The following is a 21,952-nucleotide window of genomic DNA, read 5'->3' as shown; positions in this document are numbered from 1 at the left end:
CCTAGGTAGTGCCGTCTCACCACGGTGCGAGACTGCGAAGGAAACCCATGACGACTGACTCAGCGCCAGCCTCCACGCCGACGTCCAAACGTCGCCGTGGCCTCCTGATCTTCCTGCGGGATGTCCTCGTCATCATCGTCATCGCCGCGCTCGTGTCGTTCGTGGTGAAGACCTTCATCGTCCGCTCGTTCTACATCCCCTCCGCGTCGATGGAGCGCACGCTCCTCGTGAACGACCGGATCCTGGTCGACGAGCTCACGCCGCGGTGGACGAGCTACGAACGGGGCGACGTCGTGGTGTTCAAGGACCCGGGCGGATGGCTCGACGGACAGCCGCAGACGCCGGCCCGGCCGCCTCTGGTCGAGGCTGTGGACTGGGTCCTGAACCTCGTCGGCATCTCGGCCACGGACTCGCAGGACCACCTCGTCAAGCGCGTGATCGGCCTGCCAGGAGACCGCGTCGTGTGCTGCAACGCCTTGGGCCAGATCACGATCAACGGCGCTCCGATCGACGAGCTGGACTATCTGAACCTCCCCGAGGGCGACACGGCCGCGTCCGACGATCCGTTCGACGTCGTCGTCCCGGAGGGCTCACTGTGGCTTCTCGGCGACAACCGCGATCGGTCGCGGGACTCGCGTGCGCATCAGGATCTCCCGACCGGCGGTTTCGTCCCGCTCGACAACGTCGTCGGCAAGGCCTTCCTCACGACGTGGCCGTTCGACCGCATGGGGACGATCGACGGTCATCACGACAGCTTCAACGGCGTCCCGGATCCGGAATGACCGTCGTCGCCCCCAAGCTCACCCTGGAGCGCAAGCTCCTCGCCGAGTGCGGACTCCTCATCTCCCTCGACGAAGTCGGCCGGGGAGCGCTGGCCGGGCCGGTGGCGGTCGGGGCGGCGGTGATGGATGCAGCCGGCGCGCGACGACGGGTGCCGGAGGGCCTCCGCGACTCGAAGCTCGTGACGGAGAAGCGGCGACCGGAGGTCGCGGCGCGGGCGGCGGCCTGGGTGCAGGCGTCCGGCGTCGGCTGGGCGAGCGCTGCGGAGATCGACGACATCGGGATCATGCGCGCGCTGGGCCTCGCGGCATCGCGGGCCGTGCAGAGCGTGGTCGACCACGGGGTGGATCTGACCGATGCGGTCGTGCTCCTCGACGGCAACCACGACTACGTCTCGGCGGTCCATCCGGTGCCGCTCCGCGTGCGCTCCGTGATCAAAGCGGATCGGGACTGCGCCTCCGTCTCTGCGGCATCCGTGATCGCCAAAGTCGCCCGCGACACCCATATGACGGAACTCCACGACGGGCACGCCGCATATCAGTGGAACCGCAACAAGGGCTACGCCAGCCCGGAGCACCGCGAGGCGATCCGGACGCTGGGGTTGTCCGCGCATCACCGGGCGTCGTGGGCGATCGCCGGTGCGCCGACGCTGTTCTGACCCCGGTGCGTCACGCGCGCTCGTCCGACTCTAGGATGGAGTCATCATGGATGAGGAAGCCTTCGACGACTACGACCGTGAACTCGAGCTCGCGCTGTTCCGCGAGTACCGCGATGTCGTCGCGCAGTTCCAATACGTCGTCGAGACCGAGCGCCGTTTCTACCTCGCGAACGAGGTGAACGTCGTGCGTCGTGACACGGAGCACGACTTCTACTTCGAGATCTCCATGAGCGACGTCTGGGTGTGGGACATCTACCGCGCCGACCGGTTCGTGAAGGCCGTTCGCGTGCTGACCTTCAAGGACGTGAACGTCGAGGAGCTGCAGCGTCGCGAGTTCGAGCTGCCGCAGGAGCTGTCGCTCGACGGCGAGTGACTGCTCCTCCACAGGGGGCCCGGACGAGATCTTCTCCCGCGCTCCCGGTGCGTCGGTGATCTCGACCGACGCAACCGGGCCTGTGACCGACACGCTGTCGGAATGGCAGCGAAAGACGACTTCGGCAGAGCGGGCGAGTCCCGTGCGGTCGCGTACCTGATCGAGCGCGGGTACGAGATCCTCGACCGCAACTGGCGGTGCCCGCAGGGCGAGATCGACATCGTGGCGACGGTCGGCGCCCATCTGGCGGTGGTCGAGGTCAAGACCCGCCGGTCGTCCGCGTTCGGGCACCCGTTCGAGGCGGTCGACCCGCGCAAGCGGCGCCGGCTGTGGCAGCTCGCGTTCGCGTGGGTCGCCGCTCATCGCGAGGCGTTGAGCGGGCGCGAGATCCGGGTCGAGGCGATCGCGATCACCGGACCGGATCCGGCCGTGGGCGTTCTGGAGCATCTCGAGGACCTGGCGTGAGGACGGCGCGCACGTGGGCCGTGGCGCTCACGGGGGTCGACGGGCACCTGGTCGAGGTCGAAGCCGATCTGTCGAACCAGACACCCGACTTCAAGATCATCGGCCTGCCCGACAAGTCGCTCGGCGAAGCGGTGCAGCGCGTGCACAACGCGTGCCAGAACGCCGGGCTCGCCCTGCCCCGTCGGCGGCTCACGGTGAACCTGTCCCCGGCGGCGCTTCCGAAGCAGGGGTCGGCGTTCGATCTGAGCATCGCCGTCGCATCCCTGGCTGCCGGTGGAGCGCTGACCCGGAGGTCGATCTCGCAGACCGTGCACGTGGGCGAGCTCGGGCTCGACGGCCGCGTGCGACCGGTCTCGGGGGTGCTGCCGTCAGTGTTCGCGGCCGCCAGGGCGGGATTCAGCAGCGTCATCGTGCCTCATGCGAACGAGGCCGAGGCGCGGCTCGTCCCGGGCATCGAGGTGCGAGCCGCCACGACGCTCGCACAGGTCGCCGCATGGCACGGCGCGGACGTGGAGGTCCCCGATGCCGAGCCGGTCCCTGCGCCCCGTCGCGCCGAGGAGCGCCCCGAGATGCTCGATCTCGCGGACGTGGTCGGTCAGGACGAGGCCGTCGAGGCGTTGATCGTGGCGGCGGCGGGCGGGCACCATCTGCTCCTCAGCGGCCCGCCCGGAGCAGGCAAGACCATGCTGGCCCGTCGCCTCCCCGGCATCCTCCCGATCCTGACCGAGGAGGAGGCTCTGGAGGTGGCGTCGATCCGCTCTCTCACGGGCGAGTCCGTGCACGTGCTCGACGTGGTCCCGCCGCTGGAGACGCCGCACCACAGCGCGTCGGTGGCGGCGCTCGTCGGAGGGGGGTCCCGCACGGCGCGTCCCGGCGTGATCGCGCGCGCTCATCGAGGTGTGCTCTTCCTCGACGAAGCCGCCGAGTTCTCCCGCGTGGCGCTGGACTCCCTCCGGCAGCCGCTCGAGTCGGGGCTGATCGAGATCAGTCGCACCGGCTTCACGGCCAGATACCCGGCTCGATTCCAGCTCGTGCTGGCGATGAATCCCTGTCCGTGCGGCAACAACGGCGTACGCGGCGCGGAGTGCGTGTGCCCGTCGCTCGCCATCCGACGCTACGCGACGAGGCTGTCGGGTCCGCTGCGGGATCGCATCGACATCGAGCTCCATGTCTCGAGGGTGTCGGCGGCCCGGGCGACGTCCGGTCGCGGCTCGTCGGTGACGAGTGCCGAGGCGCGAGACCGCGTCCGGGAAGCGCGGGAGCGGGCAGCCGCGCGATGGCGCGGCAGTCCGTGGCGGCGCAATGGCGAGATCCCGGGAGCGCGTCTGCGGCAGCTCGACATGCGCGTCGACACGGAAGCCCGCGCGCCGCTCGATCGAGCGCTGGAGCGGGGTGCGCTGACTCTGCGGGGCTATGACCGGGTGCTGAGGCTCGCATGGACCATGGCCGACCTCGCGGGCACCGACCGGCCGGGACGCGAGGAGATCGGCAGGGCGCTGTTCCTCAAGAGGGGGTTCTCATCATGATCGACGCACTGGAACAGGACGCGGCCGTGAGGTGTGCGATGACGGCGGTCGGTCGCGAGGCGCCGTCGACGGAGGAGCTCGCCAGGGTCGCCTGGTCGGTGATCACGGAGCCGGGAGACGGCGTCGCCGGCGTGCTGATCGCCGAGCTCGGCGCGCTCGAAGCCCTCCGCTTCGCTCTCCGGCCTGGTACGAACCGGGGTGCACCGTCCGCGGACCGCCGTGCGCTCGTCGAGGGTCTTCGGCGGTGGAGAGCCCGCGCGGATGCCGTGGCGGTCCGGCAGGCGGTGGAGGGAGCCCAGCATGTGGGCGCACGCCTCGTCCTGCCCGGAGACGCGGCCTGGCCGGCGGAACTCGACGACCTGGGGCCGCACCGCCCGCTCCTGCTCTGGGTGAGGGGAGACGCGGGGCTGCTGCGAGCAGAGCCCCGCGCGGCGATCGTCGGCGCCCGCGCCGCCAGCGCCTACGGTGAAGTGCTCGCCGCCGAGTTCGCGGGTGACCTCGCCGCGGATGGGGTGGTGATCGTGTCGGGCGGTGCGTACGGCATCGACGGCGCGGCGCACCGTGCCGCCCTCGGAGTCGGCGGGCCGACCATCGCGTTCCTCGCCGGAGGAGTCGACCGGGCGTATCCGCAGGGCCATCAACAGCTGCTGCGCCGCGTCGTCGATTCCGGGGCCGTCGTGAGCGAGGTCCCGTGCGGCACCGCTCCGACGAAGTGGCGCTTCCTCGCTCGCAACAGACTCATCGCGGGGATCAGCCACGCCACCGTCGTCGTCGAGGCCGGGTGGCGCAGCGGTTCGCTCAACACCGCGGGGCATGCCGCGGCGCTCGGTCGTCCGCTCGGGGCGGTGCCCGGGCCGGTCACCTCGGCCGCGTCCGCGGGATGTCATCGGCTCCTTCGGGAGTACGACGCGCGCTGTGTGACGACGGCCGCGGAGATCCGGGAGCTCTGGGCAGGAGGCGTCGGCGGTGCGACTCCGCCGGGGCCAGCGGCGGATCCGGATCAGCAGCGGCTCCTCGACGCGATGAGCAGGCGGACCCCGGTGCCGGCGACCGAGCTGGCCCGTCGGTCAGGTCTCGATCCCGAACGCGTCGGCTCGCTCCTCGGCGTCCTCGAGCTCGATGGCATCGTGCGCCGTGTCGAGCGCGGCTGGAGGAAGACGGACGCGTGAGCGGCGGGGCTGACCTGTCGTCCGCTCAGACGGCGGCATGCTGGACACATGGAGTTCGCGGCGGCCGCCCAGGCGTTCACGGATCATCTCGATCGCGTGCGTCGACTGTCCCCGGCGACCGTCCGCGCGTACCGTTCCGACCTGCGCGACCTCGGGGAGACCGCCGACGGTCTCGCACTCGAGCAGATCACGCTCGACACGCTCAGGGACTGGCTCTGGCGGGCGACGCAGCGCGGAGAAGCCCGAGCGACGCTGGCGCGGCGCGCCGCCGCGGCTCGCTCCTTCTTCGCGTGGGCCCACGAAGAGGGGATGATCCCTCATGATCCGGGCCTGAGACTCGTGGCTCCGCGCCGGGGCCGCACGCTCCCGACAGTGGCGTCACGCGACGCGATGACCCGGTTGCTCGACCGACAGCGCGCGGCGGCGGCGGACGGCGATCCGGTCGCACTGCGCGACCACGCGATGCTCGAACTCCTCTACGGCGCGGGGATCCGTGTCTCCGAGCTCTGCGGCCTCGACATCGACGATCTGGATCTCGATCGGCGCACCGCCCGGGTCATGGGCAAGGGCGCGAAGGAGCGCATCGTCCCGTTCGGCGGTCCTGCTGCCGACGCGCTCGGGGCCTATCTCACGCGCGGCCGTCCCGCTCTCGTCGCACGTGCGGCGCACCCGTCGGCCTCGCTGTTCCTCGGTGTCCGCGGCGGACGCGTCGGCCCGCGAGCCGTCTACGGGCTCGTCGCGGAGGTGCTGGCCCCGATCGTGGGCGCGGAGACGGTCGGCCCCCATGCTCTCCGCCACACCGCCGCGACCCATCTCCTCGACGGCGGCGCCGATCTGCGCGCCGTCCAGGAGATCCTGGGCCACGCGAGCCTCGGCACCACGCAGATCTACACGCATGTGTCCGCCGAGCGGCTCGCGGCCACCTACCGGCTCGCTCACCCGAGGGCGTGACCTCTCCGCATCGCCCTCGCGGCCGACGTCAGAGCGGCGCGCAGCAGGGGAGGAGCACGGCGCGGGGAACGTCGTCGAACAGCAGCAGCGGATTGATGTACGTGCCGTCCAGACGGACTCCGACATGGAGGGTGCTCGCCGCCGCGTGTCCGCCGACGGCGACTGTGCCGATCGGATCGCCGGGGCCGACGACGGCTCCGGGCGCGAGCGTGGAGACGAGGGGCTCGAACGTGGAGATGTACCCGCCGCCATGGTCGACCGTGATCAGCGGCCGGTCGACGACCGTTCCTCGGAACGCGACGATGCCTGCGGCAGGCGCCACCACGACGGCGCCGACCTGCGCGATCACATCCACACCGCGGTGCCCGGAGCCGTACTCGCTCGCAGGTGCGCGGAACGCCGCCGCGACGGTGCGAGGTCCGGTGGTCGGCCAGACCCACGCCGCCCCGTGCCCATGAGTCGGGGATGTCGCGTCGACTTCCGGGAAGGATGAGGAGCCGGCTGCCGGGCCGACCATCCCCATGGCGGCGGTCACGAACAGAAGGGCCACGATGACGGTGGTGCGGCGGTGGCGGGTGCGGACACTCATCCGGCTATGCTCGGCCGGCGCGGGCGTCCCCGATCCGGGGCCGCAGCCGAGGCCGCGGGATCCGTGCAGAACGCGCGGATCCGCCGGACGGGGGAGCGCTGGTCGACGGCGCGCATCCTGTATGCTGGGGGGAGCACCTCGATCTCGGGGTGACTACGCGTGCCCAGAGCGACTTCGGTCGCGGCATCCACTCCCACAGGTCCTGCTGCAGAGCAGGCGGGTGTGCGCCGGGCACCAGGGAGCCCGATCATCCCGATCGGCTCGACAACCTCGACGGCGCAGCACCGCGCCAGAACAAGGAGACGACCATGGCTGTGGTCACCATCCGCCAGCTGCTCGACAGCGGCGTGCACTTCGGACACCAGACCCGTCGGTGGAACCCGAAGGTCAAGCGCTTCATCCTCACCGAGCGCAGCGGCATCCACATCATCGACCTCCAGCAGTCGCTCGGCTACATCGACAAGGCCTACGACTTCGTCAAGGAGACCGTCGCGCACGGCGGCACCATCCTCTTCGTCGGCACCAAGAAGCAGGCCCAGGAGATCCTCGCCGAGCAGGCGACGCGCGTCGGCCAGCCCTTCGTCAACCAGCGCTGGCTCGGCGGCCTCCTCACGAACTTCTCCACCATCGCGAAGCGTCTCGCTCGCATGAAGGAGCTCGAGGAGCTCGACTACGAGAACCCGGCCGCCTCGGGCTTCACCAAGAAGGAGCTCCTGCTCAAGAAGCGCGAGCTCGACAAGCTGCACAAGTCGCTCGGTGGTATCCGCAACCTCACCAAGACGCCGTCCGCCCTCTGGGTCGTCGACGCCAAGCGCGAGCACCTCGCGATCGACGAGGCCAAGAAGCTCGGCATCCCGGTGATCGGCATCCTCGACACCAACGCCGACCCCGACGACTTCCAGTACCCGATCCCCGGCAACGACGACGCGATCCGCTCGGTCTCGCTGCTCACCCGCATCATCGCCGACGCCGCGGCCGAGGGCCTGCAGCAGAAGCACAACCCGGAGACCGGCGACGCCGAGCCCCTCGCCGACTGGGAGCGCGAGCTGCTCGAGACTCCCGCCGACGACGCGGCAGCCGCCGAGGCTCCGGCCGAGGCTCCTGCAGCGACCGAGGCTCCGGCCGAGGACGCCGCCGCCGAGCCCACCGAGGCTCCCGCAGCAGAGGCCGCCGAGGCCCCCGCTGAGGCAGACGCCAAGTAATTCCGCGACCACCACACACATCACGAAGCAAGGAGCCACCACACATGGCCAACTTCACCATCGCCGACCTCAAGGCGCTGCGTGAGCAGCTCGGCACGGGAATGGTCGACACCAAGAAGGCGCTCGAGGAGGCTGACGGAGACGTCGAGAAGGCCACCGAGATCCTGCGTCTCAAGGGTGCCAAGGGCAACGCGAAGCGTGCTGACCGTTCGACCAGCGAGGGCCTCGTCGTCGCTCGTGAGCAGGACGGTGCCGTGACGCTCGTCGAGCTCGCCTGCGAGACCGACTTCGTCGCGAAGAACGAGCGCTTCATCGCTCTGGCCGACAAGGTCGCCGACGCCGTCTCCGCCGTCAAGGCCGACTCCGTCGAGGCTGCTCTCGCCGCTCAGGCGGGCGACAAGAGCGTCGAGCAGGTCATCTCCGAGGAGGCTGCGATCATCGGCGAGAAGGTCGAGCTGCGGCGCGTGCGCACGGTCTCGGGCGACAAGGTCGAGGTCTACCTGCACCGCACGAGCAAGGACCTGCCGCCGCAGATCGGCGTCGTCGTCGCCTACACGGGTGACGACGCGGAGACCGCTCGCAGCATCGCGCAGCACATCTCGTTCGCGAACCCGTCCTACCTGTCCCGCGAGGACGTCCCGGCCGACGCCGTCGAGAAGGAGCGCGAGATCGTCACCGAGATCTCCCGCAACGAGGGCAAGCCGGAAGCGGCTCTCCCGAAGATCGTCGAGGGTCGCGTGTCCGCGTTCATCAAGCAGGTCGCCCTGCTCGAGCAGGACTACGCGAAGGACAGCAAGCTCTCGGTCGCCCAGGTCGCGAAGGACGCCGGTATCACCGTGACCGACTTCGCGCGCTTCAAGGTCGGCGCGTAGCACGGTCGAAGGGGTTCGGATCCGAGTGATCCGAACCCCTTCTTCATGTCCATGAGGCACTATCTTGAATCGGGACGAGAGGACACCCCACCCATGACCGAACGCACCGGACGCCGTCGCGTCCTCCTGAAGCTCTCCGGTGAGGCGTTCGGCGCCGGCCAGCTCGGCGTCAACCCCGACGTCGTCAGCCAGATCGCACGGGACATCGCCGCCGCCGTCGACCGGGTCGAGATCGCCATCGTCGTCGGCGGAGGGAACTTCTTCCGCGGAGCCGAGCTGAGCCAGCGCGGAATGGATCGCGGACGCGCCGACTACATGGGCATGCTCGGCACCGTGATGAACGCGCTGGCGCTGCAGGACTTCCTCGAGCAGGCCGGCGCACCCACGCGGGTCCAGTCGGCCATCTCGATGACCCAGGTCGCGGAGCCCTACATCCCGCTCCGTGCCGAGCGCCACATGGAGAAGGGCCGCGTCGTGATCTTCGGCGCGGGCGCGGGACTGCCGTACTTCTCGACTGACACCGTGGCGGCGCAGCGCGCGCTGGAGATCGGTGCGCAGGAGGTGCTCGTCGCCAAGAACGGCGTCGACGCCATCTACACGGCCGACCCCAACAAGCACGCCGACGCGGAGCGCATCGACCGGGTGACGTATCGCGATGCGCTGCAGCGCGGTCTCAAGGTCGTCGACTCCACGGCTTTCAGCCTGTGCATGGACAACAACATGGACATGCGGGTGTTCGGCATGGAGCCGGTCGGCAACGTCACCCGCGCCCTGCTCGGCGAGCCCATCGGAACTCTCGTCACCGCCTGAGCGCCTGACAGGGCTCCACGGCCCGGACCGATAGAATTTCCCTCACACCCCCGACGTTAGGAGTCGCCGTGATCGCGGACGTCCTCGCTGAAACCACCACTCGCATGACGCGTGCGGTCGAGGCTGCCAAGGAGGACTTCTCCACGGTGCGCACCGGTCGTGCCAACCCGCAGCTGTTCCAGAAGGTCCTGGTCGACTACTACGGAACTCCGACTCCGCTGGCCCAGCTCGCCTCGCTGGCCAACCAGGAGGCCCGCACCCTCATCATCACGCCGTACGACAAGTCCGCGCTGAAGGCGATCGAGCAGGCCGTGCGCGACATGCCGAACCTCGGCGCGAACCCGTCGAACGACGGCAACCTCGTGCGCGTCACGATGCCGGAGCTCACGGCGGAGCGCCGCAAGGAGTATGTGAAGCTCGTCAAGACCAAGGCCGAGGACGCGAAGGTCCATGTCCGCGGCATCCGTCGCAAGGCGAAGGACGAGCTGGACGCTCTGAAGAGCGAACTCGGCGAAGACGAGATCGCCCGGGGTGAGAAGGAACTCGACGCCCTCACGCGCCAGCACGTCGACCTCATCGACGACGCTCTCAAGCGCAAAGAGGCCGAACTCCTCGAGGTGTAGGCGGCATGTCCGACGATTCCACCGGTGCAGGCGCCGACAAGCCGCAGACGCGTCGGGAGGCGCGTGACTCGTCGACCCCGACCGGCGGCATCCCTCTCGTCGACGGGGCGTTCCCGGAGTTCGACAGCGCCAGCGTCCCGCCGCGACCGCCACTCCCCGCCGACCCCGTGGTCGTGCCCGGGGCGGGGCCCGACACGGCCGACCACTACGCGATCCGCGAGCAGTGGCGCGCGGCACGCGACGAGCTGGGCAGCCATGTCTCGTACGCCCGTGATCAGCTCGATCAGGCCAACGAGCGGATCAAGGAGCGCACCGGACGCGACCTCGTGCTCGCGATCCTGATCGGGCTCGCCTTCGGCGGGGCGCTGCTCGCGTCGCTGCTGTTCATCAAGGCGCTGTTCGTGCCCTTCGCCCTCGCTGCCGCGCTGCTCGGCGTGTACGAGCTCTCGCTCGCGCTCCGCACCTCAGGACGACGCATCGACATCGCGCCGCAGCTGATCGCGGCGACGCTGCTCGTCTCCACCGCCTTCTTCGTGGAGGAGTGGCTCGTCTGGGTGATGCTGTTCCTCGCGGTCGCCTTCGTCGTGGTGTGGCGGCTCGTCGCGCAGATGGTGGCGAAGGACGGCCGCACCTACGGCGACGTGCTGACGGATGCCGTCATCGGCGGATTCGTGCAGATCTACGTGCCGTTCCTCGCCGCCATCGCCCTGATCCTGCTGAAGCAGGAAGGCGGACAGTGGTGGGTGCTCAGCTTCATCGTGATCGCCGTCGTCGCGGACACGGGTGCGTACGCGGCTGGTCTCGCCTTCGGCCGTCATCCGATGGCCCCTCGGATCAGCCCCAAGAAGACCTGGGAGGGATTCGCCGGAGCCGTGGCGGCGTCCATCGCGGCCGGCGTCCTGCTGGCGATCTTCCTCCTGCACCTGCCCTGGTGGATCGGCCTCGTCTTCGGAATCGCCATCCTCCTCTCCGCGACCCTCGGCGACCTGGGCGAGTCCATGCTCAAGCGGGATCTCGGCATCAAGGACATGAGCTCCTGGCTGCCCGGCCACGGGGGCCTCCTCGATCGGCTCGACAGCATCCTGCCGTCGACCATCCCCGCGCTCGGCCTCTACTTCCTCTTCTCCTCCTGGGCGGTGCTGTGATGGCTTCCGATGACCTGCAGAACCTGATCGAGACCGAGCAGGCGCCTCCCGCCTTCTCGCTCTCCGGCGGGCGGGCGCACGGCTACCACCGCGCGGCGGTGGACACGTTCCTCGCCGCAGCGCGCGCAGCGTTCGAGGGGGATGCGGACGACCTCACCGCGGCGGATGTCCGGGTGGCGTCCTTCCCGCTCGTCAAGAACGGCTACGTCGTCGCCGAGGTGGACGCCGCACTCGGTCGCGTCGAGGACGCCCTGGCCGCACGGGCGCGCGATCGCGCCGTGCGCTCCCGCGGTGCCGGCGCATGGGTGGAGAAGGCCCGTGAGGACGCGCAGGTCGTTCTCGATCACCTCGCCCGTCCCGCACGCCACCGGTTCGCCCGCACCGGCATGCTGACCTTCGGGTACCGCGTCGACGAGGTGGACCATGTGGCGGGTCGCATCGTCCGGTATCTCCGCGACGGCGAGCCGCTCACCGCGGAGCAGCTGCGCTCGGCCGCGTTCCGCATGCAGCGCGGAGGCTACCGGGAGGAGCAGGTAGACGCCCTGCTGGATGCGACCGTCGACGTGATCCTGGCTGTTCGCTGAACGTTCCCGTGGCTTCGCTCGACAGCACCCGGTAGACTCCCTGACATCGTGACTTCCCGCACTGACCTTTCCCCGCATCGAGACGACGTCGCGCCGGTTCCGGCCTCGACGACGCTCTCGCCGCGTCGTGGTACGCGTCGCCGGGGAGTGGTCGGTTTCTTCAGCGCCCTGGCGGTCGTCGGCTTCGCTGCGGCGATGGTCGCACCGACCGGCGTGGCCCTCGCGGAGCAGCCCGCCGAGGCCGATCCGAAATCCGCCTACTCGATCGCCCTCGAGGACACGCAGAACCTCACCGTGACGACCGAGGGCGCAGCGATCGCCCCCGTCCAGCGGGGCACGTTCTCCGTCTACGTGACGCCCAAGCCCACGCCGACTCCGACGCCGGCCGCGCGGTCGACGTCGAAGTCCGAGTCGGGCAGCAGCGGTCCGCTCTTCTACACCGGCGGCGGTGCTCCTGCCGAATGGATGTCCGCTGCGGGCATCGCTGAGTCCGACTGGGGCTACGTCGACTACATCGTGTCGCGCGAGAGCGGCTGGAATCCGAACGCGACGAACAAGTCGTCCGGAGCCTGCGGCCTCGTCCAGGCTCTGCCCTGCAGCAAGGTCCCCGGCAACGGGTACGACCCGGTCGACAACCTCCGCTGGGCCACCGGCTACGCGACCGGACGCTACGGCAGCTGGGCCGGCGCGCACGCGTTCTGGACGAAGAACCACTGGTGGTGAGCGGCGGTCATGGCCCGCTCGCACCGACGCCGTCCGGCGCGCCCTGACCCCGACGAGTCGCTCGACCGCCTGCTGGCGTCCTGGAAGCGCACGGAGTCTCGCCGCGGCATCGACTGGACGGTGCAGCCGGTGTCCGCCGCCCAGGCGGTCAAGGAGTACAGCTGTCCGGGCTGCGGACGCGTGATCGAACCCGGCGTCGCCCATCTCGTCGCATGGCGGGCGGACGGTGTCCTCGGCGATGCCGCGGATCTGGCGGCGCGTCGTCACTGGCACACTCACTGTTGGAGGATTTCGTGAGCATCGAGATCAGAGGTCCGCTGGAGCTCCCCGCGCATCGCGAGGACATCACGCTCGAGACCGCTGACAGGTTGACGCTCGTCGGTGAGCTGGCGGTGCCCGAGGCGGCGGCTCCCGTCGCGACGCTGGTGACGCTGCATCCGCTGCCGACGGCCGGCGGCTTCATGGACTCGCACATCCTCCGCAAGGCGGCGGCTCGACTTCCGGCCACGGCTGACCTCGCCGTGCTGCGGTTCAACACCCGCGGCACGACGTCGCCGCGCGGCACCAGCGAGGGCGCCTTCGACGGGGGAGCATCCGAGCAGTTCGACGTCGCCGCGGCGATGGAGTTCGTGCGGGAGCGCGCTCTGCCGCGTCCGTGGCTCGTCGGGTGGTCCTTCGGCACCGAGCTCGCACTGAAGTACGGCCGGGAGCACGACATCGAAGGCGTCGTGCTGCTCTCGCCTCCTCTGCACCGCGCTTCCGAGGAGGAGGTCGCCGCATGGTCCGCGTCGACCGCGACCGTCGTGATCCTCGTCCCGGAGTTCGACGACTACCTGCGTCCCGCCGAGGCCCGCGAGCGCTTCGCCAGCATCCCGCACGCCGAGATCATCGCGGTCGAGGGCGGCAAGCATCTCTGGGTGGGCGAGACGCAGACGCGGCGCGTGCTCACCGAGATCGTCGCGGCTGTGAACCCCTCCGCGCTCCCGCTGCCGACGACCTGGCCTCCGCAGTAGCGACCGCGATCAGAGCTCGTTCATCCGAGGGATGAGCACCTGCCGGTAGAGGATGAGGATGCTGGCGGCGACCGGGATCGCGATGAGCGCCCCGAGCAGGCCCAGCAGGCTTCCCCCCGCGAGGGCGGCGACGACGACCACCGCACCCGGCACCGAGACCGCGCGGCTCATGATCCTCGGCGAGATCACGTACGCCTCGATCTGCATGTAGACGAGGTAGTAGATCGCGGCGGTGATCGCCGTGGCGGGGGAGCCGAGCCCCGGGATCAGGCAGAGCAGGACGATGATGGTCGATCCCGTCAGGGTGCCGACGAGCGGGATCAGCGAGAAGAAGAACGCGATGACCGCGAGCACGGCGGGGAACGGCGCATCGATGATCGAGAGGAAGATCATGCTGAGGATGCCGTTGATGGCGCCCTGGGTCACCTGGCCGATCACGTAGTAGCCGACGGAATCCGTGATCTGGTCGGCCAGATCGACGAAGCGCTCGCGCTTCGATGCGGGCGCCAGCTGGTAGACCGCGCGCTTCAAGGACGGAGTGGACGCGGTGAGGTAGATCGTGAGGATGAGGACGATGAACGCGCCGAAGAGTCCGCTGAGGAGGGCGCCACTGGCCGCGAGCACGCCCTGCCCGATCGATCCGCCGATCTCGGTGAGGTTGGTGTTCAGCCAGTCCTCGACGTAGGCGAAGACCTCGTCGACGCGGAGATTGGGGAAGACGTCCTGCATCCAGTTCTTGAGATCGTCGATCGCGGTGCCGCGCTGCACGATCGCGGTGATCTGGACGACCAGCTCGGAGATCTGATCGACGAGGACGGGGATGACGATGAGGATGATCCCGGCGAACACGCCCAGCACCGCCACGATCGTGACGAGCACGGCGAGCCAACGGGGCAGGCGCCTCCGCTCGAGGAAGGAGACGAGGGGGTCGAGTCCGAGGCTGAGGAACAGTGCGGTCCCGACGTACAGCAGGACCGTCGACAGGCTCTGCACGCTCCCGATCAACAGGATCCCGAGGCCGACACCGAGCGTCGCCACGAGAGCGGTGCGGAAGGGGCTGTGGATCTTCATGCTGCAAGGCTATCGATCCGGCTCGCGCCCGTCGCTCGCGACGTGCCGGAGGTGCGGAGGACACCCCCTCGTGGGCAACACACAGGTGATTTCGCTAGTCTGAAATGTCGAGTGTTGCGACTCGGGCGTTCGTCCGGGGCGCGTGAGGAGACTATTCGTGCGTTTCGTATGGGCCGTGGTGGCCTTCGTGCTGGCCGCGGGACTGATCGGTGCGGGCATCGCTCAGCGAACCATCTTCATGGGGCCGTCGACCCAGAAGGTCGCCGTCGAGGTCGATGAACCCGCTCCGTTCGTGCTCATGGACGCGGAGGTGCTGCGCGAGAACGCGGGCGCTCAGACGCTGCTGATCCGAGGCGAGGGAGACATCTTCGCCGCGTACGGCCGGACCGCCGACATGGAGGCGTGGCTGGCCGATGCCGACTACAACCACGTGACGCTCGGCGGCGACGGGGAGCTGGACGTCGAGTTCGTCGCGGCCTCGTCCTCCGACGAGTCGGCGGGGGAGACGCCGGCGACCCCGGCTCCCGAGACCACCCCGGCCCCCGAGAGCACGCCGACCGACGCAGCAGAAGGCTCCGAGGCGGTCGAGGGTGCCGGTCGGAACCCCGCCGGATCGGACCTGTGGCTGGACTCCTTCAGCGAGCCCGACCGGCTGATCGCCGATCTCCAGGTTCCGGAGGGAGTGAGCGTGATCATCGCGCATGACGGCACGCAGGACGCCCCGGATGACATCTCCATCTCCTGGCCCCTCGACACGTCGACGCCGCTCGCCGGTCCGCTCATGGCGGCCGGAGGACTCGTCCTGCTCGTCGGGCTCGTGCTCTATGTCCTCGCGATCCGTCACCAGCGGCGCGGTCGAGGCCCCCGACGCAAGGGACCGGGTCCGCTTCCCGCGACCGAGCCCATCGAGCTCTCCCAGCTCCCGCCCGCTGAGCGGTCCGTCATCGAGGCCGGCGACGCGGATCGATCCGGCGACGCGGACCGATCGGGCGCCGCGCAGCCGTCCGGCGACAGCGAGGCGGCCGCTCCGACCTCCGACGCGCCTCGGCCGGATGCCGATGCCGACGACACGGCACAGACGGGGCGCCGTCCCGAGATGCGCACCGCCGCACCCGCGCGCAGGCGCAGGATGCTCGCGTTCCCCGCACTGGCGCTGACCGCACTGCTGGCGAGCGGCTGCTCGGCCGACTCCTGGCCGCAGCTGGGCTCCGCATCGCCGACGCCCTCGCCGACGCCGACGGTCATCGCTCCGGACAACCAGAAGCCCCCGGCCGTGACGGAGGCGCAGGCCAAGCGGATCCTCCAGGAGGTCTCGACGACCGTGGCGGATGCCGACGCGGCGATGGACATCGAGCTCGCGAAGACCCGTCTCGACGGCCCGGCCCTCGCCGCACGCACGACGGAGTACGCCCTGCGGACGGCCGTGCCCGAGACGCCGGTGCCCGCGGCGATCCCGACCGACGACGTCGAAGTCGTGCTGCCGGAGGCGACCGACCGCTGGCCGCGCACCGTGCTCCTGCTGTCGAAGACCGAGGGCGACGACACGGTCCCGCCCGTGATCCTGACCATGACGCAACAGGACCCGTGGTCGAACTACAAGATCTCGAACATGGCCGAGATGTCCGCGGATGCGGTGTTCCCGGATGTCGCGGCGTCCTGGCTGGGCACCTCGCTCGTGCCGGACGACTCCGCGTTCCTGAGCCTCGCTCCCGCCGAGCTCGCGGCGACGTATGCGGACGTCGTGGACGCCGGCGAGCAGAGCGCGTCATACGGGCTGTTCGATGAGATCTCGCTCAACCTGGCGAAGTCGATCAGGGACAGCCGCCAGGCCGTCGTTCAGAACCTCGCCGACAACGGTGCGGCGGCGACGTCGCAGACGGCGTTCGACATCGTTCCCGCGGACTCCGCTCCGGTCTCTATGACCACGCTCGGCAGCGGTGCGATCGTCGCCGTCTCCCTCGTGGACACCGAGACCGTGACCCCGACCTCCGCGGATGCCGTGATCCGATTCGGTGAGAACGTGCAGGCCAAGGCGCTCACGGGTGTGACCGAGTCCGCCAAGGGCGTGACGACCAAGTACGAGTTCCAGCTCTTCTTCTCCGTGCCCGCACAGGGATCGACGGAGCAGATCCGTCTCCTGGCCGTCCGTCAGGACCTTCTCTCCGTCGAGGTGATCAAGTGACCGATATCTCTCCGTCCGCTCTCCGAGGGGCTGTCGACCTCTCCGCACTCCGGAACCGTCCCTCGCCTTCGGCTGCCGCCTCTACCGGGTCCGGTTCCGCGGGGGTCGCCGATGTCGTGGTCGATGCGACCGACGAGTCCTTCGGCCAGATCCTCGAGATCTCCCGCACCGTGCCCGTCGTGGTCGACCTGTGGGCCGAGTGGTGCGGACCCTGCAAGCAGCTCAGCCCGATCATCGAGAAGGTGACGCGCGAGCTCGGCGGTCGAGTGCTGCTGGCCAAGGTGGACGTGGACGCCAACCCGCAGCTCGCGCAGAGCTTCCGCGCGCAGTCGATCCCGATGGTCGTCGCTGTCATCGCCGGGCAGCCGGTCCCCATGTTCACCGGCGCTGTCCCCGAGCAGCAGGTGCGAGAGGTCTTCGCACAGCTGCTGCAGGTCGCCGCCCAGAACGGTGTGACGGGCACGCTCGACGTCGCCGGTGCTGCTGCCGACGGCGGCGAGGCCCCCGAAGAGCCGCCGCTGCCGCCGCTGCATGCCGAGGCGTTCGCGGCGATCGAGGTCGGCGACTACGCGGCCGCGATCACGGCGTACGAGAAGGCCCTCGCCGAGAACCCCCGCGACGAGGACGCGATCGCCGGCCTCGGCCAGGTGCGCCTTCTCGACCGCGTCCAGAAGCTCGATCTGCAGGACGCTCGCGCCGCCGCCGCGGCGGGCCCGCGCGATGTGCAGGCGCAGTTCGACGTCGCCGACCTCGACCTGGCCGGCGGCCATGTCGACGACGCCTTCGGACGCCTGCTCGATCTGTTCTCCGTCCTGCCCACGGACGAGCGCACGCCCGTGCGGGAACGGCTCATCGAGCTCTTCGGGCTGATCGGCGCCTCGGACCCGCGGGTCGTCTCGGCGCGCAACCGCCTCTCGTCCCTGCTCTTCTGAGGAGGATCGTGCCGACGGTCAGCCGTGGTTGACCGTCGGCACGTGCGGCTCGCCCTCGTGGCGCAGCCAGATCGTCGAGAGCGCGGGGAGCGTGATGGCGGCGACGGGCTCCGAGCCCTCTCCGTCGCGGTGAGCGACGACCATGCCGAGGTTGCCCGATCCGCGTCCGCCGAATTCGGCCGCATCCGAGTTCAGGATCTCCTGCCAGACCCCTTCCCGCGGCAGGGTCAGGCGGTGACCGCCGTGCTCGACGCCGGAGAAGTTGCTGATCACGACGATGCGTCCTCCGTGAGCGTCCCTCCGCTCGAAGGCGATGACCGTGGGGTCCCAGTTCGGCGCGCCGAGCCGGGAGAACGACGACCCCTCGTTGTCTCGCTCCCACAGCGGCGCCTGGGCGCGGTACGTCCGATTGAGCTGACCGACGAAGCTCTGCAGTTGAGCATGCGACGGCTGATCCAGCAGCCACCAGTCGAGCTCCCGCGACTCCGACCATTCTCCGAGCTGACCGAACTCCTGTCCCATGAACAGCAGCTTCTTGCCGGGGTGTCCCCACATGTAGGCGAGGTAGGCGCGCGTGTTCGCGAGCTTGTGCCAGTGATCGCCCGGCATCTTCGACACGAGGCTGCCCTTGCCGTGCACGACCTCGTCGTGGCTGATGGGGAGGAGGTAGTTCTCCCCGAACGCGTACACGAACGAGAAGGTCATCTCCCCCTCGTGGTGCGAGCGGTACATCGGGTCGCGCTCGATGTACTGCAGCGAGTCGTTCATCCAGCCCATGTTCCACTTGAAGCCGAAGCCCAGACCGGCATGGTCGGTCGGCGCCGTCACACCGGGGAAGCTCGTCGACTCCTCGGCGACCATGAGGATGCCGGGGTGCAGTCGATACGCGGTGGCGTTGACCTCCTGCAGGAAGCGGATCGCCTCGAGGTTCTCGCGGCCGCCGTGGATGTTGGGCTCCCACTCGCCGTCCTTGCGCGAGTAGTCGAGATAGAGCATCGAGGCGACGGCGTCGACCCTGAGGCCGTCGACGTGGAACTCCTCCAGCCAGTACAGAGCGTTCGCGACGAGGAAGCCGCGCACCTCCGGACGGCCGTAGTCGAAGATGAGCGTGCCCCAGTCCTGGTGCTCTCCGCGACGAGGGTCCGGGTGCTCGTACAGGGGCTGACCGTCGAACCGGGCGAGGGCGAAGGCGTCCTTCGGGAAATGCCCGGGGACCCAGTCCATGATGACGCCGATCCCCGCCTGGTGCAGGCGGTCGATCAGGTATCGCAGATCGTCGGGGGTTCCGTATCGGCTCGTCGGAGCGTAGTACCCGCTGATCTGGTATCCCCACGAGCCGCCGAACGGATGCTCGGCCAGCGGCATGAACTCCACATGGGTGAAGCCGGCCTCGGTCACATGGCCGATCAGCGCGTCCGCGGCGTCGCGATAGCTCAGCCCCGCGCGCCACGATCCCAGGTGCACCTCGTAGACGGAGAGAGGCTGAGCGATGGCATGGGTGGCCGCGCGACGGGTCATCCAGGCTCCGTCCGACCATGCGTAGTCCGACCGGGTCACCACCGAGGCCGTCTCCGGCGGCACCTGTGCCGCCTGGGCCATCGGGTCCGCCTTGAAGATCCAGGCGCCGCCTCGGGTGCGGATCTGGTACTTGTACGTGGTGCCGACGGCGAGGTCGGGGATGAAGAGCTCCCACACGCCGCCCCCTCCCATCGACCGCATGGCGTGGGACTCGCCGCTCCAGCCGTTGTGCTCGCCGGCCACGCGCACGGCGGTGGCGTTCGGCGCCCATACAGCGAACGCGACACCGTCCTCGCCGCCCACGGTGCGGGGGTGCGCTCCGAGGACCTGCCAGAGGCGCTCGTGCCGTCCTTCGGCGATGAGGTGGAGATCGATGTCGCCGACGGTCGGCAGATGGCGGTACGGGTCTCCGGAGATCGTCTCGGGGTCCTCGCCGTAGGCGGTCGCGAGGCGGTAGGGGACCGGCGCACCGTCATGCTGCGCCTCCCAGATACCGTGCGCCGTGTGCACCAGTTCGAGCCGACTGCCGTCTCGGAAGACCGCGGCGACCGAGCGGGCGAGCGGACGACGGGCGCGGATGACCGTCGAGGTTCGTCCGCCTGCGTCTGTGACGGGGTGCGCTCCGAGCACCGAGTGCGGGTCGTGGTGGGAGCCCCCGGCGACCGCCGCCCACTCGGGGGATTCCGTCACGTCTTCCACGTAGCTCATGCTCGCTCCCTCACCTTCAGAATGTGCACCGGCTCCGTGAAGGCGTCGAGGCGCACGTAGTTGTGGTCGGCCCACGTCCACACCGCACCGGTGAGGAGGTCCTCGACCTCGAACGGCTCACCGGGGGCGATGCCCCACACCGTCGTGTCCAGGTGGACGGTCGTCTCGCGGACCGAGTGCGGATCGACGTTCGCGACGACGATCACGGTGTCCGACCGCCCAGTGCCGGTGAATGCGGCGTCCAGGTGCTTGCTGTAGACGAGCACCGCGTCGTCGTCGCTCCAATGCACCGACAGATTGCGCAGCTGCCGCAGGGACGGATGTGCGCGGCGGATCTCGTTGAGGCGGCGCAGCAGCGGGGCGAGGGAGTCCCCGGCGGCTTCCGCGGCTTCCCAGTCGCGGAGCTTGAACTCGTACTTCTCGTTGTCGATGTTCTCCTCGGACCCCGGACGGGCGACGTTCTCGAAGAGCTCGTATCCCGCGTACACGCCGTAGATCGGCGCCCCCGTCGCGGCGATGCAGGCCCGGATCCGATAGGCGGCCCTGCCGCCGAACTGCAGGTACTCCGTGAGGATGTCGTGGGTGTTCACGAAGAGGTTCGGGCGCATGTAGTCGCTGGTCTCATGCGAGATCGTGGTGAGGAACTCCTCGAGCTCGGCCTTGGTGTTCCGCCACGTGAAGTAGCTGTAGCTCTGCTGGAATCCGACGGCGGCCAGGGCGCGCATGACCGCAGGGCGGGTGAACGCCTCGGCGAGGAAGATCACGTCCGGATCGGCGGCGTTCACAGTGGCGATGAGCCACTCCCAGAACTGGAGGGGCTTGGTGTGCGGGTTGTCGACGCGGAAGATCCTGACCCCTTCGCGCACCCAGTGCTGCACGATGCGCAGCATCTCCTGGTAGATCCCGTCAGGATCGTTGTCGAAGTTGAGCGGATAGATGTCCTGGTACTTCTTCGGGGGATTCTCGGCGTACGCGATCGATCCGTCGGGCAGAGTGGTGAACCATTCCGGATGCTCGGCGACCCAGGGGTGATCGGGGGACGCCTGCAGGGCCAGATCCAGGGCCACCTCGAGTCCCTCCGCGCGCGCGGCGCGGACGAAGGCGCGGAAGTCCGCGGGCTTGCCCAGATCCGGATGGATGGCATCGTGTCCGCCCGCCGCCGCTCCGATGGCGTAGGGCGATCCGGGGTCGCCCGCTTCCGTGGTCAGGGTGTTGTTGCGCCCCTTGCGGTTGGTGGTGCCGATCGGATGGATCGGCACGAGGTAGATCACGTCGAAGCCCATGGCGGCGACGGCGGGGAGGCGCTTCGCGGCCGTGCGGAAGGTGCCGCTCTTGATCGAGCCGTCCTTGAGCCGTCTCGCTCCTTCCGATCGCGGGAAGAACTCGTACCAGGCACCCACTCCGGCGGCCGTCCGCTCGACCAGAAGGTCGTGCGACGCCGTCGCAGAGCGCAGCGTCGTCAGCGGACGCTCGACGAAGACCCGCGCCAGCTCGGCGTCCGTCGACAGAGCGAACGCGGTGTCCGCGTCGCCGGAGGCGAGGGCGGCGGCGTGTGCGCGGAGCAGCGTGCGCTGGGGTGCGGGCCGATCCCTCTCGGCCGCGGCGCGCGTGAGGAGCTCGGCACCGAGCGCGGCCATCACGGGCACGTCGACGCCGGCGGCGATCTTCAACTCGGCCGCGTGCGCCCAGGTGGCGAAGTCGTCGGAGAAGGCCTCGAATCGGAACGACCACTCGCCCTGCAGATCGGGAGCGACATCGGCACCCCATCTGTCGGTGCCGTCGAGGCGGGGAGTGAGGCGGTGGAGGCTCTCGTCGCCGTCCGGTGCGGTCAGGCGGAGCTGCACCCCGATCAGATCGTGACCCTCGCGGAAGGCGACGACACTGAACGGCACCACCTCGCCGACGAAGGCCTTCGGTGCGAACCCGCCCGGAGCGGCGGGAAGTGCGTCGAGCATCGGAATGCGAGCGGCCAGGAGGCCCTCACCGTCCGGCTCCTGCGCGAAGGGGCGCAGGGGGATCTGGGCGGGGCTCCGGAGAGCCTGGGGGCGGGTACTCGTA

Annotated in this window: 22 protein-coding genes; 18 read left to right on the top strand and 4 right to left on the bottom strand. The window is 69.6% G+C overall.

All coding sequences use genetic code 11. The annotated features are described in order from the left end of the window. Positions 1-47: 47 nt before the first annotated feature. From lepB to A4X16_RS00080, 7 genes are all read left to right on the top strand, one after another. Positions 48-782, top strand: a complete 735-nt coding sequence (gene lepB / locus A4X16_RS00110; protein WP_067114784.1) for a signal peptidase I — start codon at positions 48-50, stop codon at positions 780-782. Continuing rightward, positions 779-1,438, top strand: a complete 660-nt coding sequence (locus A4X16_RS00105) for a ribonuclease HII (RefSeq protein ID WP_067114778.1) — start codon at positions 779-781, stop codon at positions 1,436-1,438. The genes lepB and A4X16_RS00105 overlap by 4 nt, the downstream gene beginning before the upstream one ends. Before the next feature lie 46 nt (positions 1,439-1,484). Beyond that, a complete protein-coding gene (locus A4X16_RS00100; protein ID WP_042541663.1) occupies positions 1,485-1,811 on the top strand; it encodes a DUF2469 family protein in 327 nt (108 codons plus the stop codon). A gap of 102 nt (positions 1,812-1,913) precedes the next feature. Continuing rightward, positions 1,914-2,276, top strand: coding sequence for a YraN family protein (locus A4X16_RS00095; RefSeq protein ID WP_067114776.1), 363 nt, complete (start codon positions 1,914-1,916; stop codon positions 2,274-2,276). Next, positions 2,273-3,802, top strand: a complete 1,530-nt coding sequence (locus tag A4X16_RS00090) for a YifB family Mg chelatase-like AAA ATPase (protein ID WP_067114774.1) — start codon at positions 2,273-2,275, stop codon at positions 3,800-3,802. The genes A4X16_RS00095 and A4X16_RS00090 overlap by 4 nt, the downstream gene beginning before the upstream one ends. After that, entirely contained in the window at positions 3,799-4,971 is a 1,173-nt protein-coding gene (gene dprA, locus A4X16_RS00085) for a DNA-processing protein DprA (RefSeq protein WP_067114772.1), read from the top strand. Before A4X16_RS00090 ends, dprA begins: the two co-directional genes overlap by 4 nt. A 48-nt stretch (positions 4,972-5,019) precedes the next feature. Continuing rightward, positions 5,020-5,922, top strand: a complete 903-nt coding sequence (locus A4X16_RS00080; RefSeq protein ID WP_067114770.1) for a tyrosine-type recombinase/integrase — start codon at positions 5,020-5,022, stop codon at positions 5,920-5,922. Positions 5,923-5,950: 28 nt separating this feature from the next. Here A4X16_RS00080 and A4X16_RS00075 read toward each other — a convergent pair whose 3' ends face one another. After that, positions 5,951-6,511: a M23 family metallopeptidase gene (locus A4X16_RS00075; RefSeq protein ID WP_067114768.1), complete on the bottom strand. Its 561-nt coding sequence runs from the start codon at positions 6,509-6,511 to the stop codon at positions 5,951-5,953. A gap of 308 nt (positions 6,512-6,819) precedes the next feature. Here A4X16_RS00075 and rpsB point away from each other — a divergent pair, with 308 nt between their 5' ends. From rpsB to A4X16_RS00030, 9 genes are all read left to right on the top strand, one after another. After that, complete coding sequence (rpsB, locus tag A4X16_RS00070) at positions 6,820-7,713, top strand: 30S ribosomal protein S2 (RefSeq protein WP_067114766.1); 894 nt, start codon at positions 6,820-6,822, stop codon at positions 7,711-7,713. 44 nt (positions 7,714-7,757) lie between these two features. Further along, the gene (gene tsf, locus A4X16_RS00065; protein ID WP_067114764.1) at positions 7,758-8,585 is read left to right on the top strand and encodes a translation elongation factor Ts; all 828 of its coding nucleotides are present in this window, start codon (positions 7,758-7,760) and stop codon (positions 8,583-8,585) included. Between the two features lie 93 nt (positions 8,586-8,678). Next, on the top strand, positions 8,679-9,395 hold the full coding sequence (gene pyrH / locus A4X16_RS00060; protein WP_067114762.1) for a UMP kinase: 717 nt from the start codon (positions 8,679-8,681) through the stop codon (positions 9,393-9,395). Positions 9,396-9,463: 68 nt separating this feature from the next. Then, positions 9,464-10,018 carry a ribosome recycling factor gene (frr, locus tag A4X16_RS00055; RefSeq protein WP_067114760.1) on the top strand — a complete coding sequence of 185 codons (555 nt, stop codon included), beginning with the start codon at positions 9,464-9,466 and terminating at the stop codon, positions 10,016-10,018. Positions 10,019-10,023: 5 nt separating this feature from the next. Beyond that, a complete protein-coding gene (locus A4X16_RS00050) occupies positions 10,024-11,163 on the top strand; it encodes a phosphatidate cytidylyltransferase (RefSeq protein ID WP_067114758.1) in 1,140 nt (379 codons plus the stop codon). Next, the gene (locus A4X16_RS00045; RefSeq protein ID WP_067114753.1) at positions 11,163-11,747 is read left to right on the top strand and encodes a DivIVA domain-containing protein; all 585 of its coding nucleotides are present in this window, start codon (positions 11,163-11,165) and stop codon (positions 11,745-11,747) included. The genes A4X16_RS00050 and A4X16_RS00045 overlap by 1 nt, the downstream gene beginning before the upstream one ends. A 48-nt stretch (positions 11,748-11,795) precedes the next feature. Beyond that, on the top strand, positions 11,796-12,470 hold the full coding sequence (locus A4X16_RS00040; protein WP_231880216.1) for a transglycosylase SLT domain-containing protein: 675 nt from the start codon (positions 11,796-11,798) through the stop codon (positions 12,468-12,470). Positions 12,471-12,479: 9 nt separating this feature from the next. Continuing rightward, positions 12,480-12,767: a hypothetical protein gene (locus A4X16_RS00035; RefSeq protein WP_067114752.1), complete on the top strand. Its 288-nt coding sequence runs from the start codon at positions 12,480-12,482 to the stop codon at positions 12,765-12,767. A gap of 2 nt (positions 12,768-12,769) precedes the next feature. After that, positions 12,770-13,483 (top strand): alpha/beta hydrolase, encoded by a 714-nt coding sequence (locus tag A4X16_RS00030; protein WP_067115262.1) that lies wholly within the window; start codon positions 12,770-12,772, stop codon positions 13,481-13,483. A 9-nt stretch (positions 13,484-13,492) separates the two neighbouring features. On the opposite strand, the gene A4X16_RS00025 is transcribed toward A4X16_RS00030, so the two are convergent. Then, complete coding sequence (locus A4X16_RS00025) at positions 13,493-14,554, bottom strand: AI-2E family transporter (protein ID WP_067114751.1); 1,062 nt, start codon at positions 14,552-14,554, stop codon at positions 13,493-13,495. A 157-nt stretch (positions 14,555-14,711) separates the two neighbouring features. Here A4X16_RS00025 and A4X16_RS00020 point away from each other — a divergent pair, with 157 nt between their 5' ends. Together A4X16_RS00020 and A4X16_RS00015 are read left to right on the top strand one after the other, a co-directional pair. Further along, positions 14,712-16,736 (top strand): hypothetical protein, encoded by a 2,025-nt coding sequence (locus A4X16_RS00020; protein ID WP_067114750.1) that lies wholly within the window; start codon positions 14,712-14,714, stop codon positions 16,734-16,736. Next, positions 16,733-17,668 (top strand): tetratricopeptide repeat protein, encoded by a 936-nt coding sequence (locus tag A4X16_RS00015; protein ID WP_067114749.1) that lies wholly within the window; start codon positions 16,733-16,735, stop codon positions 17,666-17,668. Before A4X16_RS00020 ends, A4X16_RS00015 begins: the two co-directional genes overlap by 4 nt. 18 nt (positions 17,669-17,686) lie before the next feature. On the opposite strand, the gene glgB is transcribed toward A4X16_RS00015, so the two are convergent. Both glgB and A4X16_RS00005 read right to left on the bottom strand, forming a co-directional pair. Beyond that, entirely contained in the window at positions 17,687-19,894 is a 2,208-nt protein-coding gene (gene glgB, locus A4X16_RS00010) for a 1,4-alpha-glucan branching protein GlgB (RefSeq protein WP_067114748.1), read from the bottom strand. Continuing rightward, positions 19,891-21,952 (bottom strand): alpha-1,4-glucan--maltose-1-phosphate maltosyltransferase (locus A4X16_RS00005; protein WP_442922891.1); only part of this gene is annotated, 2,062 nt, incomplete at its 5' end. The genes glgB and A4X16_RS00005, both read right to left, overlap by 4 nt.

Origin of the sequence: Microbacterium sp. H83, from assembly GCF_001650405.1 — a bacterium.
GTDB lineage: Bacteria > Actinomycetota > Actinomycetes > Actinomycetales > Microbacteriaceae > Microbacterium.
This window is presented reverse-complemented; position numbering and strand designations above follow the sequence as displayed.

Bases quoted from the DNA above. Each gene is read 5' to 3' on its own strand.
- lepB (WP_067114784.1), top strand. From the start codon at position 48: ATGACGACTGACTCAGCGCCAGCCTCCACGCCGACGTCCAAACGTCGC.
- A4X16_RS00105 (WP_067114778.1), top strand. From the start codon at position 779: ATGACCGTCGTCGCCCCCAAGCTCACCCTGGAGCGCAAGCTCCTCGCC.
- A4X16_RS00100 (WP_042541663.1), top strand. From the start codon at position 1,485: ATGGATGAGGAAGCCTTCGACGACTACGACCGTGAACTCGAGCTCGCG.
- A4X16_RS00095 (WP_067114776.1), top strand. From the start codon at position 1,914: ATGGCAGCGAAAGACGACTTCGGCAGAGCGGGCGAGTCCCGTGCGGTC.
- dprA (WP_067114772.1), top strand. From the start codon at position 3,799: ATGATCGACGCACTGGAACAGGACGCGGCCGTGAGGTGTGCGATGACG.
- A4X16_RS00080 (WP_067114770.1), top strand. From the start codon at position 5,020: ATGGAGTTCGCGGCGGCCGCCCAGGCGTTCACGGATCATCTCGATCGC.
- A4X16_RS00075 (WP_067114768.1), bottom strand. From the start codon at position 6,511: ATGAGTGTCCGCACCCGCCACCGCCGCACCACCGTCATCGTGGCCCTT.
- rpsB (WP_067114766.1), top strand. From the start codon at position 6,820: ATGGCTGTGGTCACCATCCGCCAGCTGCTCGACAGCGGCGTGCACTTC.
- tsf (WP_067114764.1), top strand. From the start codon at position 7,758: ATGGCCAACTTCACCATCGCCGACCTCAAGGCGCTGCGTGAGCAGCTC.
- pyrH (WP_067114762.1), top strand. From the start codon at position 8,679: ATGACCGAACGCACCGGACGCCGTCGCGTCCTCCTGAAGCTCTCCGGT.
- A4X16_RS00050 (WP_067114758.1), top strand. From the start codon at position 10,024: ATGTCCGACGATTCCACCGGTGCAGGCGCCGACAAGCCGCAGACGCGT.
- A4X16_RS00045 (WP_067114753.1), top strand. From the start codon at position 11,163: ATGGCTTCCGATGACCTGCAGAACCTGATCGAGACCGAGCAGGCGCCT.
- A4X16_RS00035 (WP_067114752.1), top strand. From the start codon at position 12,480: ATGGCCCGCTCGCACCGACGCCGTCCGGCGCGCCCTGACCCCGACGAG.
- A4X16_RS00025 (WP_067114751.1), bottom strand. From the start codon at position 14,554: ATGAAGATCCACAGCCCCTTCCGCACCGCTCTCGTGGCGACGCTCGGT.
- glgB (WP_067114748.1), bottom strand. From the start codon at position 19,894: ATGAGCTACGTGGAAGACGTGACGGAATCCCCCGAGTGGGCGGCGGTC.